The sequence below is a fragment of the Rahnella inusitata genome, assembly GCF_003263515.1.
In the GTDB taxonomy this organism is placed as follows: domain Bacteria; phylum Pseudomonadota; class Gammaproteobacteria; order Enterobacterales; family Enterobacteriaceae; genus Rahnella; species Rahnella inusitata.
The window spans coordinates 1-17,894 of record NZ_JYDE01000032.1; the positions used below are offsets into that span (position 1 = coordinate 1).

The 17,894-nt window shown below is 50.2% G+C and carries 15 protein-coding genes; 6 read left to right on the forward strand and 9 right to left on the reverse strand.

Features of this window, described 5'->3' with window-relative positions; all coding sequences use genetic code 11:
* Positions 1–232: 232 nt before the first annotated feature.
* Positions 233–1,606, reverse strand: a complete 1,374-nt coding sequence (locus tag TU92_RS17560) for an MATE family efflux transporter (RefSeq protein ID WP_112168479.1) — start codon at positions 1,604–1,606, stop codon at positions 233–235.
* Positions 1,607–1,860: 254 nt separating this feature from the next.
* On the opposite strand from TU92_RS17560, the gene TU92_RS17565 reads away from it, so the two are divergent.
* Positions 1,861–2,514: a riboflavin synthase subunit alpha gene (locus tag TU92_RS17565; RefSeq protein ID WP_112168480.1), complete on the forward strand. Its 654-nt coding sequence runs from the start codon at positions 1,861–1,863 to the stop codon at positions 2,512–2,514.
* A 79-nt stretch (positions 2,515–2,593) separates the two neighbouring features.
* On the opposite strand, the gene cfa is transcribed toward TU92_RS17565, so the two are convergent.
* Together cfa and punC are read right to left on the reverse strand one after the other, a co-directional pair.
* Entirely contained in the window at positions 2,594–3,745 is a 1,152-nt protein-coding gene (gene cfa, locus TU92_RS17570; RefSeq protein WP_112168481.1) for a cyclopropane fatty acyl phospholipid synthase, read from the reverse strand.
* Positions 3,746–4,093: 348 nt separating this feature from the next.
* A complete protein-coding gene (gene punC, locus TU92_RS17575) occupies positions 4,094–5,305 on the reverse strand; it encodes a purine nucleoside transporter PunC (protein WP_208640416.1) in 1,212 nt (403 codons plus the stop codon).
* 136 nt (positions 5,306–5,441) lie between these two features.
* Between punC and punR the strand changes: the two genes are divergently transcribed.
* Positions 5,442–6,347, forward strand: a complete 906-nt coding sequence (punR, locus tag TU92_RS17580) for a DNA-binding transcriptional activator PunR (RefSeq protein WP_112168482.1) — start codon at positions 5,442–5,444, stop codon at positions 6,345–6,347.
* A gap of 57 nt (positions 6,348–6,404) precedes the next feature.
* Here the strand turns inward: punR and TU92_RS17585 are convergent, their stop codons facing one another.
* A complete protein-coding gene (locus TU92_RS17585; protein WP_112168483.1) occupies positions 6,405–10,160 on the reverse strand; it encodes a S6 family peptidase in 3,756 nt (1,251 codons plus the stop codon).
* Between the two features lie 372 nt (positions 10,161–10,532).
* Positions 10,533–11,558 carry an HTH-type transcriptional repressor PurR gene (gene purR, locus TU92_RS17590; RefSeq protein WP_112168484.1) on the reverse strand — a complete coding sequence of 342 codons (1,026 nt, stop codon included), beginning with the start codon at positions 11,556–11,558 and terminating at the stop codon, positions 10,533–10,535.
* Between the two features lie 333 nt (positions 11,559–11,891).
* Between purR and cydH the strand changes: the two genes are divergently transcribed.
* Positions 11,892–11,981, forward strand: coding sequence for a cytochrome bd-I oxidase subunit CydH (gene cydH, locus TU92_RS22635; protein WP_112168485.1), 90 nt, complete (start codon positions 11,892–11,894; stop codon positions 11,979–11,981).
* 164 nt (positions 11,982–12,145) lie between these two features.
* Here cydH and TU92_RS17600 read toward each other — a convergent pair whose 3' ends face one another.
* Entirely contained in the window at positions 12,146–13,048 is a 903-nt protein-coding gene (locus tag TU92_RS17600) for a C40 family peptidase (protein WP_112168486.1), read from the reverse strand.
* A 462-nt stretch (positions 13,049–13,510) separates the two neighbouring features.
* Here TU92_RS17600 and TU92_RS17605 point away from each other — a divergent pair, with 462 nt between their 5' ends.
* Positions 13,511–13,858, forward strand: a complete 348-nt coding sequence (locus tag TU92_RS17605; RefSeq protein WP_056773605.1) for a Grx4 family monothiol glutaredoxin — start codon at positions 13,511–13,513, stop codon at positions 13,856–13,858.
* Positions 13,859–13,961: 103 nt separating this feature from the next.
* Here TU92_RS17605 and rnt read toward each other — a convergent pair whose 3' ends face one another.
* The 3 genes from rnt to nemA form a co-directional block, all read right to left on the reverse strand.
* The gene (rnt, locus tag TU92_RS17610; protein WP_112168560.1) at positions 13,962–14,678 is read right to left on the reverse strand and encodes a ribonuclease T; all 717 of its coding nucleotides are present in this window, start codon (positions 14,676–14,678) and stop codon (positions 13,962–13,964) included.
* Between the two features lie 103 nt (positions 14,679–14,781).
* Positions 14,782–15,189 carry a lactoylglutathione lyase gene (gene gloA / locus TU92_RS17615; RefSeq protein WP_112168487.1) on the reverse strand — a complete coding sequence of 136 codons (408 nt, stop codon included), beginning with the start codon at positions 15,187–15,189 and terminating at the stop codon, positions 14,782–14,784.
* Positions 15,190–15,348: 159 nt separating this feature from the next.
* Entirely contained in the window at positions 15,349–16,440 is a 1,092-nt protein-coding gene (gene nemA / locus TU92_RS17620) for an alkene reductase (protein WP_112168488.1), read from the reverse strand.
* A gap of 200 nt (positions 16,441–16,640) precedes the next feature.
* Between nemA and TU92_RS17625 the strand changes: the two genes are divergently transcribed.
* Positions 16,641–16,880 carry a DUF1289 domain-containing protein gene (locus tag TU92_RS17625; protein WP_112168489.1) on the forward strand — a complete coding sequence of 80 codons (240 nt, stop codon included), beginning with the start codon at positions 16,641–16,643 and terminating at the stop codon, positions 16,878–16,880.
* 116 nt (positions 16,881–16,996) lie between these two features.
* A complete protein-coding gene (locus tag TU92_RS17630; protein ID WP_112168490.1) occupies positions 16,997–17,893 on the forward strand; it encodes an aldo/keto reductase in 897 nt (298 codons plus the stop codon).
* The last annotated feature ends 1 nt before the right edge of the window (position 17,894 follow it).

A 17,894-nucleotide genomic window follows, 5' to 3' on the forward strand; every position in this document is an offset into this window, starting at 1 on the left:
CCAACTGAGCTACGGACGCATCGTTTTCTTTCTTGTCAGCCAGTGTTGGCGACGGGGACGAATATTAACGACGTCTCTGAAGGCTGGCAAGGGAAAAAAGACATTTTTCTTACATATTGTGCGCGACTGACGAGCTTATGCGCATTGCGTTGTTTTTTTAGGCATAACGGCCATCAGGGAGGGAGAAAAGGCCACGCACCGGTGAATAATTCATCGTGCGTGACCGGTAAACCTATCGGCCAGCTTTTTGCATAATCGTGAATGAAGGTTGCTTCTGTAACCAGCGCATACGGAACGTCATCATCACGGCGGCAAACGTCAGCCCGAGAATAAAGCCGCACCAGAACCCGCTCGGCCCCATCCTCGGAACAAGGAAATCCGTCAGCCCGAGCATGTATCCGACCGGCAATCCCAGCACCCAGTAGGCGACAAACGTAATATAGAAGATAGAACGCGTATCTTTATAGCCGCGCAGAATGCCGCTGCCGATGACCTGAATGGCATCTGAAATCTGGAACAAGGCCGCGAATATCAGCAGATGGGAAGCCAGCATCACGACTTCAGGGCTGTCGTTATAGAGTGCGGCAATATGTTCACGAAAGAGAATCGCCGTCGAGGCCGTACAGCAGGCCATGATAATTCCGGTGAAGATACTGGTATACGCAGCCACTTTGGCGCCGTCGACCGAGGATTTCCCCAATTGCGAACCGACGCGGATCGTCGCGGCCACGCCGAGCGACAGTGGGACGACAAACATCAGCGAGCCCACGTTCAGCGCGATCTGGTGGCTGGCCACTGCCACAATCCCCAGTGGAGAAACCAGCAGAGCGACGATGGCAAACAGTGTCACTTCAAAGAACAGCGCCAGCGCAATCGGCATGCCGAGCTGAGTCAGGCGGCGTAACGTTGGCCAGTCGGGTTTGGCGAAGCGTGTTGCGGGGACGATATCGCGCATCGTGTAATTACGGCGCACGTAAAAGCGCATCATAAAGAACATAACCCAATACACCGTACCCGTTGCAACACCACACCCGACGCCGCCAAGGGCGGGGGCACCGAACTTACCGTAGATGAAAATGTAGTTAACCGGAATGTTCACCAGCAGGCCGATGAAACCAAAGACCATGCCCGGCTTTGTTTTCGACAACCCTTCACACTGATCGCGCAGGACCTGGAAAAATAAATAGCCCGGTGCGCCCCACATAATGGCGCGTAAATAGCCGACGGCTTTTTCTTTCAGTTCCGGATCGATGTTATGCATCAGGCCGATAATCTGATCGCAGTGATACAGCACGGCGATGATCAGCACGGAAACACCCGAGGCCAGCCAGAACCCTTGTTGTACCTGATGACCGATTTTATCCCGTCGGCCTGCGCCATTGAGATGGGCAATCGTCGGCGTCAGCGACAGTAATAAACCATGTCCGAATAAAATAGCCGGTAACCAGATGGAGGTCCCGACGGCGACGGCGGCCATGTCCGTTGCACTGACGGAACCTGCCATGATTGTGTCCACCACGCCCATGGAGGTCTGGGCTATTTGCGCAAGGATAACCGGGATGGCAAGCGCTAATAAGACCCGCGCTTCTGCAAGGTACTTCTGCACACATACACCTTTATTTTTGATTATATTGGATGAAAAAACGCCACGTCAGGTGGCATTAAAGACAAGAGAATAGCCCGAAGATTGTACCGCTTCCTTTTTTTTAAGCAAACGATGCTGTTAATGGTCGGTTAAATAATGATATCCAATCAGGCAGTGCTATTTGTGCCGTGCAGATTTGGCTTTCAATTAAATCTGCGGCAAACTGGCGTCAGCGTTGTCTTAATACAACAGAATTCAGCATTGAGGAAAGGGCTATGTTTACCGGAATTGTTCAGGGAACCGGAACGGTAGTGTCGATTGACGAAAAACCGAATTTCCGTACCCATATTGTTCGCATGCCAGAAGATATGCTGGATAACCTCCAGCTCGGCGCTTCTGTATCGCACAATGGCTGTTGCCTGACGGTAACGGAAGTGCAGGGCGATCTGGTCAGCTTTGACCTGATGAAAGAAACGCTCCGTCTGACTAATCTCGGCGATTTAAACGTCGGCGATCAGGTCAATCTGGAACGCGCTGCGCGGTTTAATGATGAGATCGGCGGCCATTTAATGTCGGGCCATATTATTTGCACCGCGGAAGTCGCCAAAATTCTGACTTCCGAAAATAACCGTCAAATCTGGTTCAGAATGCCACATGAAGATTTGATGAAATATGTATTACATAAAGGTTATATCGGCATCGACGGTATTAGTCTGACCATCGGTGAAGTGACCCGTACCCGTTTCTGCGTGCATTTAATTCCTGAAACGCTACAGCGAACGACATTAGGCGCTAAGCGTCTCGGTGACAAAATTAATATCGAGATCGATCCGCAAACTCAGGCGATTGTCGATACGGTAGAACGCGTGTTAGAAAGTCGTGAAGCGGCTATTGCCACGGCGAAGGCGATGATCGAAAAGGCGGAATAAACCTTTTTATCCTCGTTAAGATAAAGAAAAACCGGACACAAAAGGCTGTCCGGTTTTTTTTTGACCAGGGCCCGCGAGATTAACGCGGAACGCGGATACCGCCGTCTACACCCTGCGGGCTGAATACCACCTGCCACAGCTGAATATCGCGTGCGCGAAAAGCTCCGGCGCAGGCGTTGAGGTAATAGGTGAACATCCGGTGGAAGCGGTCGCCATAACGTTCAGCCAGTTGCGGCCAGTGCTGCTGGAAGCGTTCGTGCCAGGCCATCAGCGTGCGGTCGTAATCTGCGCCAATATTGTGCCAGTCTTCCATCACGAACAGGGATTCGCTGGTGTGTGCAATCTGTTGAATCGAAGGCAGGCAGCCGTTCGGGAAGATATATTTATCAATCCAGGGATCCACGCTCAGGTCTGTTTTATTCGAACCTATGGTGTGCAGCAGGAAAATACCGTCGGGTTTAATATTGCGTTTAGCAACATTGAAATAGGTCTGATAATTCTTCGGCCCAACGTGTTCAAACATTCCGACGGAGACGATGCGGTCAAACTGATCGTTTAAATCACGATAATCCTGCAAAAGAATGGTGACATCCAACCCTTCGCAGCGATCCTGCGCGAGTTTTTGCTGTTCAGCAGAAATCGTCACACCCACCACGCTGACGCCATAATGGCGCGCCGCGTACTCAGATAATCCGCCCCAGCCACAACCGATATCCAGCAAGCGCAGGCCCGGTTTTAATTGCAGCTTGTCACAGATCATTTTGAGTTTGGCTTCCTGCGCCTCCTCAAGGGTGGTCGCTTCTTTCCAGTAGCCGCAGGAATATTGCATATAAGGGTCGAGCATAAGTGTAAATAAATCATTGCCCAAATCGTAATGCTCTTTACCAACAATCCACGCGCGCTTACGGGATTGCAGATTCAGAATACGTGCAGCTGCGATACGAAGTGTGTCTTTAAAATGGCGGGGAAGTTTATCTTCTAAACCGGCTCGCAATACGCGCTGAAAAAAGATATCCAGGCGTTCACATTCCCACCAGCCGTCCATATAACTTTCACCCAAACCCAGAGAACCTTCCTGCAAAACACGCTTGTAGAAGTCAGTGTTTTTTACTTTAAGGTCAAAAGGGCGGTTGCCATTAATCCGGATATCCGCGGAGGATAACATTTCGCTGACGATCCGATACCACTGATTATCCTGAATGCTTTGATCTTCTATACACGATGAACTCATAGCTTCTCCATCACTTTCTCTTCTGACTTATTAACCTGCCGGGAAAAGCAAAGGCTATTTTGCAGGTCTTTATGAGAACAGACGACTGAGCGCCTCGTCCGATATTCGACACCAACAGAGGAAATTTAGAAAAACCCCCACAAACTACAAGGTTTGCAGGACAATCATCCATGAAAAATAGTGTGACGCACTCCGCGGGGCACACAAAAGCTTGTAATAAAAGTTTTGTAAAAGTGTTATTTTTAGAGGTTTTATTGAGTATAGGCTCGACTGCATACATTCTCAATAGTTAATCGCTTTGGATGCTAATGACCTTTAAGTGATTGTAACTAAAGGTCATTATCGCGATCAGTGAGTATGTTGTGCTTCAGCTTCCTGCGGGGTTTCTTCCACGCAAACTTGTTGGTTTACTTGCCGTTGTGACAGCCAGCGACCCAACACGACCAACACTATTGTAGACAGCATGGTGGTCACTGTCGCCATCAGAGGATGCGCAATAAATGCGGAAACCATCAGACTGGCGATAAAACACAAACCTAACTGAAGTGTATTTTGCAACGCGGCGGCTTTGCCTGTATTAGCAGGAAATGGCATTAATGCATTTGCGACAACAATTGGATAGATTGCGCCATTCACCAAAGCCATGAGACAGAACGGTATCAACAAGCTCACCAACCCGGCATCGGTGAACATCGCGATAACGAAAAGCCAGACCACGCTCAGGCAATATCCCGCCAGCAACCACGGCAGAATTTTATTGCCATCCAGTTTACTGATCAGCATTCGGCAACCAAAACCGCCCAGCAGGAAAGCGATCGTTTGAGGTACGTAACTCAGGCCGATGACCGCCGGTGAGTAACCCATATCGCTTAAAATAAACGGAGATCCAGTCAGCCAGGCGAAGAAACCGGCAGAGCAGGTGGCATAAATCATCACGTTGCCGGTGTAAACGCGGGATTTCAGTAAGGTGCCGAATCCGGCTTTACTTTCAGGCGGATGCTCAGCAGGTTTGTTTTCTCGCAAAGTGAGCGTGGTGATAACAAGTAGCACCGCAACGACCGTCAGCAGGGCGAAAATGGCTTCCCAGTCAAAATGATTCAGTACCCATGCGCCAAGCAGCGGAGCGAGCGCTGGGGAAAGGGCAACCAGCGGCATGATACTGGCGAACGTTTTCTTCGCCACGTCCGCAGAGAAACGATCAACGACGATCGCCTGCCAGGTGACAGCAGCAGCACAAACGCCCATCGCCTGCAGGAAACGCAGCGCCAGAAGAGCACGGACATTTTCCACCCACAGAACCCCAAGACAGCCGATGGCAAACAGCGTCAGGCCGATCAGCAGCACCGGTTTCCGGCCTATACGATCGGAGAGCGGCCCCCACAGCAGTTGCCCGACAGCAAAGCCGCCGAGGAAAATACTCAGGCTGGCGCTGATCATACCCGGACTGGTCATCAGGCTGGTTTGCATTGCGCTAAACGCAGGCAAATACATATCGGTAGCTAAAAAGCCGAGCATGCTCAATCCGGCGAGATAGAGCATAAATCCAAAGGAGGGTTTCATTTTGGTCTCATTAATGTGTTTATTGCAGATGATCTGACGCAGAAATAGGTTCGGATGCGGAGTTTAACGCTTTGATAACAGTCTTGTGAAACGCTAATATTTGCAGTCTGCTATCAAAAAAATTGAAGGCTAACTGATGTGGTCCGAATATGCACTTGAAGTGGTCGATGCAGTAGCACGAACCGGCAGTTTCAGCGCAGCAGCGCAAGATCTGCACCGTGTGCCTTCTGCTATCAGCTACACCGTCCGTCAGCTTGAGCAATGGCTGGCCGTTCCGCTGTTTGAAAGGCGGCATCGGGATGTAGTACTGACTCCGGCCGGGCAGGTTTTTGTTGATGAAGCCCGAATTCTGACAAAAAAAATGATAGCCACTCGGCGCCAGTGTCAGCAGGTGGCCAACGGCTGGCGCGGCGAACTGCGTGTGGCGGTGGACAGGATTGTTAAACCGGCCAGAACACGTCGTCTGGTGCTGGATTTTTACCGGCATTTCCCGGATACCGAACTGATTATTCACTCGGAGGTGTTTAACGGTGTCTGGGATGCGCTGGTGGATGGCCGTGCGGATGTGGCTATCGGTGCAACGCGCGCCGTACCGGTCGGCGGCCGTTTCAGTTTTCGCGACATGGGCTTTATGGACTGGCACTGCGTGGTCAGCCCGCAGCACCCGCTGGCGCAACACACCGGATCGCTCAACGACGAGCAGCTGCGCCCTTATCCGGCGCTGTGTCTGGAGGATACCTCGCGGACCTTACCTAAGCGCGATACCTGGACGCTGGATAACCAACGGCGTCTGGTGGTGCCCGACTGGACCTGTGCGCTGGAGTGTCTGACCGAGGGATTATGCGTGGGCATGATGCCAGTTCATCGCGTCATGCCATGGATTGAGCAAAAAAAACTCCAGATTCTTACGCTGGAGAACCGATTCCCGGACAGCCCGTGCTGCCTGACGTGGGATCAAAGTAATGCGTCGCCATCACTGGCGTGGCTGCTGGAATACATGGGCGATACGGATACGATGAATCAGGAATGGCTGCGCGATTAGAAAATAAAAACCCATCCCTTCACGAGATGGATTTTTACCTGCATTGTGAATGTTCTTTTAGAACGTCACTTTTACCCCTGCATTGCCCTGCCACGAGTTAATGCCTTCATCATCGCTGCTCAGACGCTGCTGATACTGGAAACCGGTATTTAGAGAGATGAACGGTGTTAGTTCATTAATAACCCCAACGTCAACCGTCGCCGAACTTCCCGGTGTTCCCATATCAAATGTTGAAGAAACATCGTGATTACGGGTGCTGCTAACCCATACATCTGGCGTATCGCTGAAGTCTTTAGTGAGATAAGTGCTGGAATAGAGCATCATGTTGCCCACAGCGCTGTTACGCAGTTTGTAACGATAACGCATACCTGCTTTTCCTGTCGGACGGACAATATTGTCGTAATGCACGTCAACATCGTCGATGTCGGTGAAATCATCCACACTCAGCACCTGGATGCCTGCACCCAATACTGGAGCAAATTCATGCTCGCCAAAGACAAAGGGATAGCTGCTTTCCAGTGTGCCACTCCAGGAATAAGCATCAATGTCTGCTACTTTTCCACGCGCCTCGGTCGAAACATCGCCATCGTATTTGGTCATGTCCGCACCAAGGTCGAATGTCCAGCCACTTTGATGGTGGAATGTCAGTAAAGAAGTCAGCCCGTAGGTTTTGTAATTGCCTTCACTGTTACCGTCTTTTGCATCCGGCGTAACTTTCAAATCCGCATTGGAAATGGCTAAATTCCATGCCAGATATTGCTCGTCGGTACCCAGGTGCATCACTTTGCCGCCAAGTAACCAGCCTTGTTCTTTCTGGGTGTAATCGTATCCGTAATCAGTAAAACCCAGCGATGAGTGATAGTTATCTTCACCATTGATGTACTGGAGCCAGAGAGGGTAGTGCTCGCTTTCGGGCCCTTCCATGGTGGAGGTGTTTGTCAGATTTTGGAAAGTCTGTGTCACCCGGCTGTTATAGCTGAGCAATGCTGATGGCAACGACAAGTATGAAGGAACCTGCGGAATCACAGCCAGGCGGCCCGGTTGTGCCGGGGCAACAGGAGTGGGGTCCGGAACGTTGTCAGGCACATCCACGGTGGGATCCGGAACAACGTCAGGCACATCCACAGTAGGATCCGGAACAACATCTGGCACATCCGGAGTCGGGTCTGGAATGGGTAAAGGTTCATCACCCTCGGTCAAATAACGTGTTTCCAGACGATAATCCCAATATTGATTTCCTATGCCGTCAACCAGACGCTGTGATGCATCACTTTTTCCAGGGGCAAACGTATAGAGGGAATACTGCCATGGTCCGCTTGCGACGTACCCATGCTCAAGCTGGAAAGTGTCTTTCGTCGACGTTCCCCCGACCTGAACAAGTGATATCCCTTCGGCAGAACCGGCGATACCGCTATTATTCACGTCGGTCATATAACCATTGCCGGATAAATCAACATGTAACGTGACAGCCTGAGCTGCATCAGCGTTTCCTGAAATCAATAACGTATCACTGACTGATTGCTGCTCGTCCATCCCGGTACGCAGATAGAGGTGAGTGTTATTGCCGGCTATGAAATTACCATTAACTCCCTGAGAGGCGGCAGTAAAACTCCCCGCTGTTAGTAAGTTTGGCTCAGCATAAGGACGCAGTATGACATTATCACCCAGCGTGAGATTATTCATGGTGGCCGCACCCGCTAACTCAGTAGCATCGTGCAAAATCATATCCGAAGCCACAGAACCCTGAAGTTTAAGTGTCCCACCATAAATTTCTACGCCGCCGGTCAAGGTATTTTCGCCGGTCCAGTACAGGGTATCGCTGCCGTATTTTTCAAGCGACCCTTCGCCTGAAATTTGACCATTAAGCCAGCTATCCACCGTGCCATCGGTGCTTGCCAATGTGCTTGTATCATTGACGACCACCAGTTTTGCCTGCTTACCCACTTCAATATCACCGGTGAAGTGTGTTTTACCTGTCATTTGCATGCTGGCGCGCTCTGCAAGCGTCACCTTGCCGACCATTGAAGCATGTTCATTCAGAATAAAATCGGCGTCACTTTCAACCAGCAGATGATTCACATGATAACTTTCGTTGATCCAGTCATCGCTGAAGACCGTACCGGCCGCATGAGGAGTCACTCGTCCACTGAAGATCGCAGTGCCCGCACGCACTGTCATATCATTAGCATCCACTCCGCCAGCAAAGTTCCAGCTATTATCTCCTGCCGGGACATAGTCAATATTAAGCGCATCAGGATGTTCCGACGAGCCTAAATGACCGATAAAACTCTGGGAAGAAGTGTTGTTTAGCGTCAACGTAGATTGTTCAGCATCGTTGGTGTTAGCTATAATCGCACCATCGTCATTGTGATTTATCGTCGCGAAAGACATATCGTAACCATTCAGGTCAAGAGTGCCCCCGCGCGCACCAAATTGAATCTGATCGCCGGCAATTTGGCTCTCGTCACCAAGTTGCACAACCGGACGGCCACTGACCAACGTGACGGTAGAAAATGCCTGGCGATTATTGTTCTGGTCAGCTTGTTGGGCCAACACCACGGTACCGTCACCGACTCGCAGTCCACCCTCATTAACGCCGGTAGCATTTACATACAGTGTCCCTTCACCGATTTTATGCAGGTTATCGCCTTTGAGGCCGTTAACTTCCCAGTCAACCGTTTTACCACCATCCACTTCTACGCCGCCACCCACCCACGTGGCATTCGCACCTGTCGCGGAGGTGACGCGATAATCATTGGAAAATTGAAGTTTACCCGCGCCCAGATTCACGGAAGAATCCAGCACAAGTTGACCACCTTCGCCATTGAAACGCAGGTCGTGTGTTGCGTTCAGTTCATCATTGGTTGCCTGAGTAGGGAGCGCGTAGCTTAGACCATGCCATATCCACTGAGAATCGCCCTGGGTTATAGCGGCGGTCCCCCAATGAATATCGCCATCAGCCTGCACATCCACGACATCGGGATCCGTCGTTGAATCAATGATCGATTTTATAAAGGCTGTCTGCAGATCTAAGTTATACGTGGTCAACGCGTAAGGGGGTGAACCATTACCCGACGTCGTTACACCGTACAATTCCCATTGTTTATCTACGCTGTCATAGACAAATAGCGGACTTCCGCTATCGCCACCTTCCGCAGCAGAACTAAAAGGCGTCGTACGCGCATCGTCTGGCGCGTAGTTTGTCCACCGTAATCTCCAGTTTTCAAAGGTGGGATTAATCATTGTCCCGCCCGATTTCCATTTATAAGCGCTGCTTAGCTGTTTGGTTTTATTTGTTCCCGGAATGACCTGGACTTGAGTGCCTGAACCAACCCGAGTGTAATATTTATATCTTTCATGATCGTTACGGGCATCATTAGCGAGCATCATGGGGGCTGGTGCCGCATCTGTTACAACTTTATTTAGGCGTGGAACATGAAAATCTCTGCCTGAGGGATCGACATTTCTGCTGATGAGTTGATAAGTGTAAGAATACTTCGCATTATTTCCATATTTTACTGATTTATAGCCACCGTTGTGAGCAACGCTCACGATGTGAGAGGGTGAAATTAACGTTGCAACGGCGGAGTCATCAGTGGAGCTAAAATCGGGGATCGGGAAATTTAAGAAGCCCGCAGACGTACCATCAGTTTTAAAAACCTCTACATTTTCGGCTCCGGGGGTATATTTACCCAGGTTTTCACCGAAGTCCCGGTAGTCTTGTACCGATACATCTTCACGCATTACTCCTGCGTGGGTATTGAAAATAGCACAAGAGATGAGTGTTGCGAGTACACTCGGTTTCCATTCCATTAGATTTTCCTTACTTCCATTTCAAAAGGTGAAGGATATTAGTTGAACCTTTTTGGAAAGTGAAATTTTAATTGTGCTAGTCTGCTTTCTGAAATCATATGTAATCTTCATTTGCCTGTAATATATAGGGAAATTTTTTTTAATATGTATTTTGTATTGTTTTTTTTATAGATAACTTACGCGAATAATATTATGAAGGTCATTATTTGTAGTGGATTAATTCATGTAATAAATGAATTTACTTAATAAATAATAAGGGTCAGATATGATTTATCGTGACAAATTTTCACTAAAAATTAATGCGCGTGTTGCATAAAAACGCCTGCAAAAGCAGGCGTTAAAAGCATTATTAGCAGAGAGTAAAGGCAAACATTAACGGCGATAGTCGCGGAAAGGGCCATCGGCCACTGAGCGGCGTTCTACCAGCTTCGGATGTACCTCAATGGTCTGAGATTCTTCTCGTTTGCTGACGATGCGATCGAGCAACATCGTGAAGGCCATTTCACCCAGACGCTCTTTCGGCTGATGCACCGTGGTCAGCGCAGGTGAGAAGTAACGGGCGTTACGCACGTTATCATATCCGATAACGGAAATGTCTTGTGGAACGCGCAAACCGAATTCATCGGCTGCACAAATCGCGCCCATCGCCATGACGTCACCGCCACAGAACACGGCGGTCGGGCGTTGCTTTTGCATCAGGATTTTTTGCATAGCCTGATAACCTGACTCGGGTTCGAAATCACCCTGGACGACCCATTCTTCACGCAAAGGAATATTGGCTTCGGTCAGCGCTTTCACAAAACCCTGGAAGCGGCCACCGCCGGTGTTACGCGCCAGCTGCCCCGGGATCACGCCGATATCGCGATGGCCGCGTTCAATCAGATAGCGTCCGGCCATGTATCCGCCTTCGAACGCATTATCGATGATGCTGTCGGTGAAGTTTTTACGCGCTTCGCCCCAGTCCATTACGACCATCGGGATTGACCGGTATTCTTCCAGCATGTTCAGCAGTTCATCAGGGTATTCCGCACACATCACCAGCAAACCATCGACACGTTTTTGTGCCAGCATCGCCAGGTAGGCCTGCTGCTTATCCAGATTGTTGTGTGAGTTACACAAAATCAATGTGTAGCCTTTGGAGAAGCAACTGTTCTCCACGGCTTCAATCACTTCGGCAAAATAGGGCGCTTCGCTTGACGTCGCCAGCAGGCCGATCGTTTTAGTGTTATTGACCTTCAGGCTGCGTGCGACGGCGCTTGGTGAGTAGTGCAAGTCTTTGATGGCCAGCAGAACCGCGGCTTTGGTGTCTTCGGCGACGAAACGTGTTTTATTGATGACGTGCGACACGGTTGTGGTGGAAACGCCAGCGCGCTTTGCGACATCTTTAATCGTTGCCATGTAAGGAATGACTCCTGAACTCACGTGTTTCAGCACGTTAGCATTATGTTAATCGTTTGCTTGCGTGGATTTCACTGCGGGCTTATAAAAAGGCAGTGAAATCGTTGGGTGAGTTCGTCAGAGTGAGGCGTAAAGCGCCCTCGGGAGAAATCGACCGGCACACAGGCGTGGTAACCGACAATTTTCTCTTATATTGCAGGAAAGTGGAAGTGTTATTGTGGGTTATCGCGCATGAATCAACGCGGGATTTTAGCCGGGAAGTATGAGAAAATGCGTTGGCACACATTTAGTGTGGCTAAATGAAGCGCCACAATTGATCTGTAAGGGGGTTTTATGGACCGCAATCTAAAATTGTCATTAATCACCACGGTTTGCGCTTTGCTCGTGATTGTCGCTTTCAGCTTCACCGCAGTAATGAACTAAAAGACGCGCAAGTCAGGCAATAAAAAGGGCGATTACCTGTTACAGGAATCGCCCTTTCTATTTTACGCAGTGACCTTTGCGCCGATACTCTTCCCTGCAGAAACGCTTCGTTAAATGCTATTCAATGGCTGATTAGCGAAACTTCAGACTTAACGAACTGTTTATTATCGGATCGTTTTCGGGGTCATTACCCGACGTGCGCCCACGTAATGGTCTTGCCAGTAATCATCGCCCAGGGAAGTGATTTTGATGTCTTCACCGGTACGCGGAGACTGAATAAATTTGCCGTTACCGACGTAAACCCCGACGTGGTCCGCGGCTCCGCGGTTATTGATTCTAAAGAACACCAGATCGCCTGATTCCAGCTCGCCGCGTTTCACCGGCGCTGCGTCGCGCAGGTGGTACATTTCGTTGGCCGTGCGCGGCATTTTAATGCGAATCAAATCTTTGTACGCGTAATAAACTAAACCACTGCAATCGAATCCGGTATTAGGTGAGGTGCCACCCCAGCGATAAGGCTTGCCGACCTGATGCATCAGCTTGGTCATCGCCGTTTGCTGCGCATGTTGATAACGTTTTTTATGCGTCGCACTTAATGTAATCGGCTTGCTGTCTTCTTCAACTAACTTTTTACCTTTACGGTGTCGGCCATAGGCTTCTTTCTTGCTGGCCTTCGTCGTGGCGTTTTTTGCCAGAGCCTGGGTTTTAGATTTCTTGGTGGATTTGCTCTCGGCCCGGGTGGTCTTGAGTGTTTTTTCTTTTTTGCTCTCAGCCCGCGTTGTTTTTACTGTTTTCTCTGAAGCGTTTTTTCGCTTAACCAGTTCGGTGCTTTTAACTCTCTTCTTCGCATTCTTTTCGTGGCTCTGTTGTTCTTTGACCGGTGCCACTTTGGTTTTTTTTGTGGTTTTGGCAGCAACCGTCTTACGCTTTCGGCGTTCTTCAGGGGTAACCTGGTTAACGTGATTCTTTTTCTGATCGGCCGCAACACGGGTCTGCGGTGAGGCCTGGGCTATATTCAAAAATAGCTGGGTAAAGAGCAGCACAAAAAGCGTGAACAGTAAGCGCATAGCTTCGTTACCATGAGTGGTTAGGTTAAACATCAGAGATGTCAGAGTATTGCCTAAAAGAACCAGACAAAACAGCACGAATTGCCTCGATTCTAGATCATATTGTGAGAAAAAGTTAATAGCTTTTTTTATGCTGAAATAAACGCCATTTTTAGTTAAAAAAATGACCATATTTCAGTGTGTTAATATTTGAGCTAAACCATGGCGAATTGCAAATCCGGTGTTAACCCGACCGCTAAAAATGTTATTCTCGATGAATCTTTTATTTTGTGAACCCTGACGCAAGCACCGAAAATAGTGAAATAAAATGCCAGTATTGCGAAAGACCCTGCAAAAAATGGCGTTTTTATCTGACAGCTGCCATCGTTACAATAGAGGGTAGTGTGATTCAGCACCGTTTTTGAGTGCTGCGCGTGAAGAGTAATGACCGTGACAGCCTGTACCGGCTTGAGGAAGCAAGAAATGACCACTCCAACTATTGAAAAAATTCAGAAGCAAGTTTCTGAAAACCCGATTCTGCTGTACATGAAAGGTTCTCCAAAACTGCCAAGCTGCGGTTTTTCTGCACAAGCTGTACAGGCGCTGTCTGCCTGTGGCGAACGCTTCGCGTACGTTGATATCTTGCAGAACCCGGACATCCGCGCAGAAATGCCTAAGTTTGCCAACTGGCCAACGTTCCCGCAGCTGTGGGTAGATGGTGAACTGGTCGGCGGCTGCGACATCGTCATTGAGATGTATCAGCGCGGCGAACTGCAACAGCTGATCAAAGAAACGGCTGAGAAATACAAATCTTCTGAATCTGAAGAATAATCACCAGAAGTCATTGCCTGCCTGAACGGCGGTAAATGAAATAGAAAAGAGCGACATGATGTCGCTCTTTTTGTTTTTATACGCGTTGCGATCATCAGCATTTCTATCGCTGATTTTCTTCCGATGCAGTTTCATCTTCCTGCTCATCGGCACTCATTGCCAGCGGCCAGCCACCGAGACGTTTCCAGCGGTTCACCAGCTCGCAGAACAGTTCTGCGGTGCGCTCGGTGTCATACAGGGCGGAATGCGCCTGACTGCTGTCGAAGACCATGCCCGCGCTGATACAGGCTTTCGCCAGTACAGTCTGCCCGAGAACCAGACCACTTAATGCAGCGGTATCGAACGTGGCAAACGGATGGAACGGGTTACGTTTCAGACCGGCGCGTTCGGCAGCGGCCATCAGGAAGCTGTGATCGAAATTGGCGTTATGCGCCACGATGATTGCGCGGTTGCAATTCTGCTCTTTCATCCCTTTACGGATGACTTTGAAAATCTCGTGCAGTGCATCGTATTCACTGACCGCGCCTCGCAGCGGATTGGTTGGGTCGATCCCGTTAAAAGCCAGCGCCTCGGGCACCAGAATGGAGCCTTCAAACGGCTCAACGTGGAAATGCACGGTCTCGTCGCTTTCCAGCCAGCCGTCTTCGTCCATCTTCAGGGTGATCGCCGCGATTTCCAGCAGCGCATCAGTTTTGGCGTTAAACCCGGCAGTTTCTACGTCGATCACTACGGGATAAAAACCACGGAAACGGCCTTTCAGCGCGTTAATGTCACTATTCTCGGCCATTAGTTTCTTATCTTCATCGAATTCAGCGCACATTATGACAAATTTTGCCGCCACTTGCAGGCGTGAGGTAAACATTCGGCAATAAAGCGGGCAATAAAAAGGGCGCTTTCGCGCCCTGAAGCCGGGTAGCAACGTATCAGTTGCCCAGACCCTGACCTGCGTGTTTGGATTCGATCAGCTCGATTTTATAACCGTCCGGATCTTCCACAAACGCGATAATGGTGGAGCCGCCTTTGACCGGGCCCGCTTCACGGGTGACTTTGCCACCGGCGTTGCGGATGTCGTCGCAGGTTTGCGCCACGTTATCGACGCCTAATGCGATGTGACCGTAGGCAGTGCCGAGGTCATAGCTGTCGACGCCCCAGTTGTAGGTCAGCTCGATGACTGCGCCTTCGCTTTCATCGGTATATCCGACAAACGCCAGAGAATATTTGTATTCGGTATTTTCGCTGGTACGCAGCAGACGCATACCTAAAACGTCAGTGTAGAAGTTGATAGCACGTTGCAGATCGCCGACGCGAAGCATGGTATGGAGTAAACGCATAGGTTCCTCTTTATTTGCAGGATGAGAACAATCAGGTTCAGCCTAACCGATAGAGGCGGTTTTGTCTGTACAACACAGAACAGGTGCTGAATCTGTGAACAAAAAAAGGCGACCGGAGGGTATCGGTCGCCTGCAGGTGGAGACTACTGGTTTAAACGATTACAGCGTTGGGTAATCGGTGTAACCCTGAGCGTCGCCGCCGTAGAAAGTTTCTGGCTTTGGTTCATTAAGCGGGGCGTGAGATTTCAGACGCTCCACCAGATCCGGGTTTGCGATATAGCTGCGGCCAAAGGCCACCGCATCGATATACCCTTTTTCGATCAGCTCTTCGCCTTTTTCCGCGGTATAAGCACCGGCACCTACAATTACGCCCTGGTAATGCGCGCGGATCACTTCGCGCAATTCTGTGGTGTAAGGTTTGCCGCCGGCCCAGTCTGGTTCGGAAATATGCAGATATGCCAGTTTACGTTTGTTCAGTTCGTCCAGCAGATAGATGGCCGCCTGCACCTGATCTTCACCGTTATCCAGACCGTTGAACGGACCCAGTGGGGAAATACGGATACCCACGCGCTCTGCGCCGATGGCTTCAATCGCCGCATCAACCACTTCCAGCGTCAGGCGGGTACGGTTCTCGATGCTGCCGCCGTACTGGTCTTCACGCAAGTTAGAAGCGGGAGACATGAACTGGTGCAGCAGATAGCCGTGTGCCGCATGCAGCTCGATGTAATCGAAACCGGCTTCTGCGGAATAAGCGGCTGACTGGCGGAAATCATTGATGATGCCTGGGATCTCACTCAGTTCCAGCGCACGTGGCGTCGGGCAATCGACGCGGATCGCGTTGCCTTGCTCATCACGCAGGCTGGTGCGGGTATTGGGGTTTACAGCCGATGCTGAAACAGGCGTCTGGTTGTCTGGCTGAACGCTGTTATGAGAGATGCGGCCGGTGTGCCACAGCTGAACGGCGATGTGCCCGTTTTTATCATGAACACCCGCAACAATTTTCTTCCACGCAGCAACCTGTTCCGGCGTGTGCAGGCCCGGTGCACCGGCGTAACCTTTGGCCTGGAAGGAAACTTGCGTTGCTTCTGTGATGATAAGGCCGGAACTGTGGCGCTGTGCGTAATACTCACCCATCAGCGGCGTCGGGATATCACCCGGTTCAATGCTGCGCAGACGGGTCAGGGGAGCCATAAAGACACGGTTCGGTAAGGTATTTTTACCGACAACAATCGGGGAGAAAAGCTTAGTCATTTCAGTAACTCCGAGGTTAATGGATCGATCGGTATGAGGTGAAGAAAAGGGCTCTGCATCATACGACCTTAGTTATATGGGTACTTTTTAACGTATCTGCCCCGTCTCTGACTACGCGCAAGGTGCCTTTTTATAAATCACCTTGCGGGATGGCGAGAAAACGTCTTGAATGAAAGCTCACCGTTATTTGCGGAGGGTATGTGGCTCAACAGCTCGAGTTCTTTGAAATCCCCAGTCCGTGTCGTGGCATTTGTCAGGCCGATGAGCGGGGCTATTGTCGTGGTTGCCAGCGCAGCCGCGATGAGCGTTTTGGCTGGATTAAAATGACCGATACCGAGAAACGCCATGTGCTGCGTTTGTGCCAGCAACGCTTATTGCGTCAGCAGCGTGCCGGAAAATTACCGGATGAGCCTCTGCCTGAACAGCCTGAGCTTTTTTAACCATCAAAGCGGGCATTCCCGTTTCACTTCCTGTTCATTCTGCCTGCCAGCATCAATACAGCGCGCCGGTCGTTGTGTATTCTGTGGGTCGAAAATATCAAAATAAGGAAATCATCATGGATCCACGTACTCCTATATCGCCGCAAGGCCCAGTTTTCTCCAAGCTTATCTGTGGCTACTGGCGTCTGATGGAATGGGACATGACGCCGCAGCAGCTTCTGACATTTATGGAGCAACATATCGAGCTGGGCATCACGACCGCCGATCACGCCGATATTTACGGTGGCTATCAGTGCGAAGCGGCATTCGGCGAAGCATTGCGTCTCAAGCCCGCGCTGCGTGAACAACTGCAACTGGTCAGCAAATGCGGTATTGCGACCACCGCCGATCCTGAAAACAAAATCGGCCACTACATTACTGATACGCAATACATCATTCAGCGTGCAGAAAAATCCCTGAGCAATCTGCATACCGATTATCTGGATTTATTGTTGATACATCGCCCGGATCCGCTGATGGATGCCGACGAAGTCGCTGAGGCTTTCACTCAGTTGCACAAAAGTGGCAAAGTGAAACACTTCGGCGTTTCTAACTTCACGCCGGCGCAGTTTAGCCTGCTGCAATCACGCCTGCCGTTCACGCTGGTGACTAATCAGGTGGAAATTTCCCCGATCCATCAGCCTGCTATCCTCGACGGTACGCTAGATCTCTGCCAGCAGCTGCGCATCAAACCGATGGCGTGGTCCTGCCTGGGCGGTGGTCGTCTGTTCAGCGATGTTGAATTCCAGCCGCTGCGCGATGAACTTCAGAATGTGGCGAATGAATTAGGTGCCGATAATATCGAGCAGGTTGTGTACGCGTGGATCATGCGTTTGCCGTCTGAGCCATTACCGATCATCGGTTCCGGTAAAATCGAGCGGGTGAAATCTGCGTACAAAGCATTGTCCCTGGAAATGACCCGCCAGCAGTGGTTCCGCATTCGTAAAGCTGCGCTGGGCTACGACGTTCCGTAAC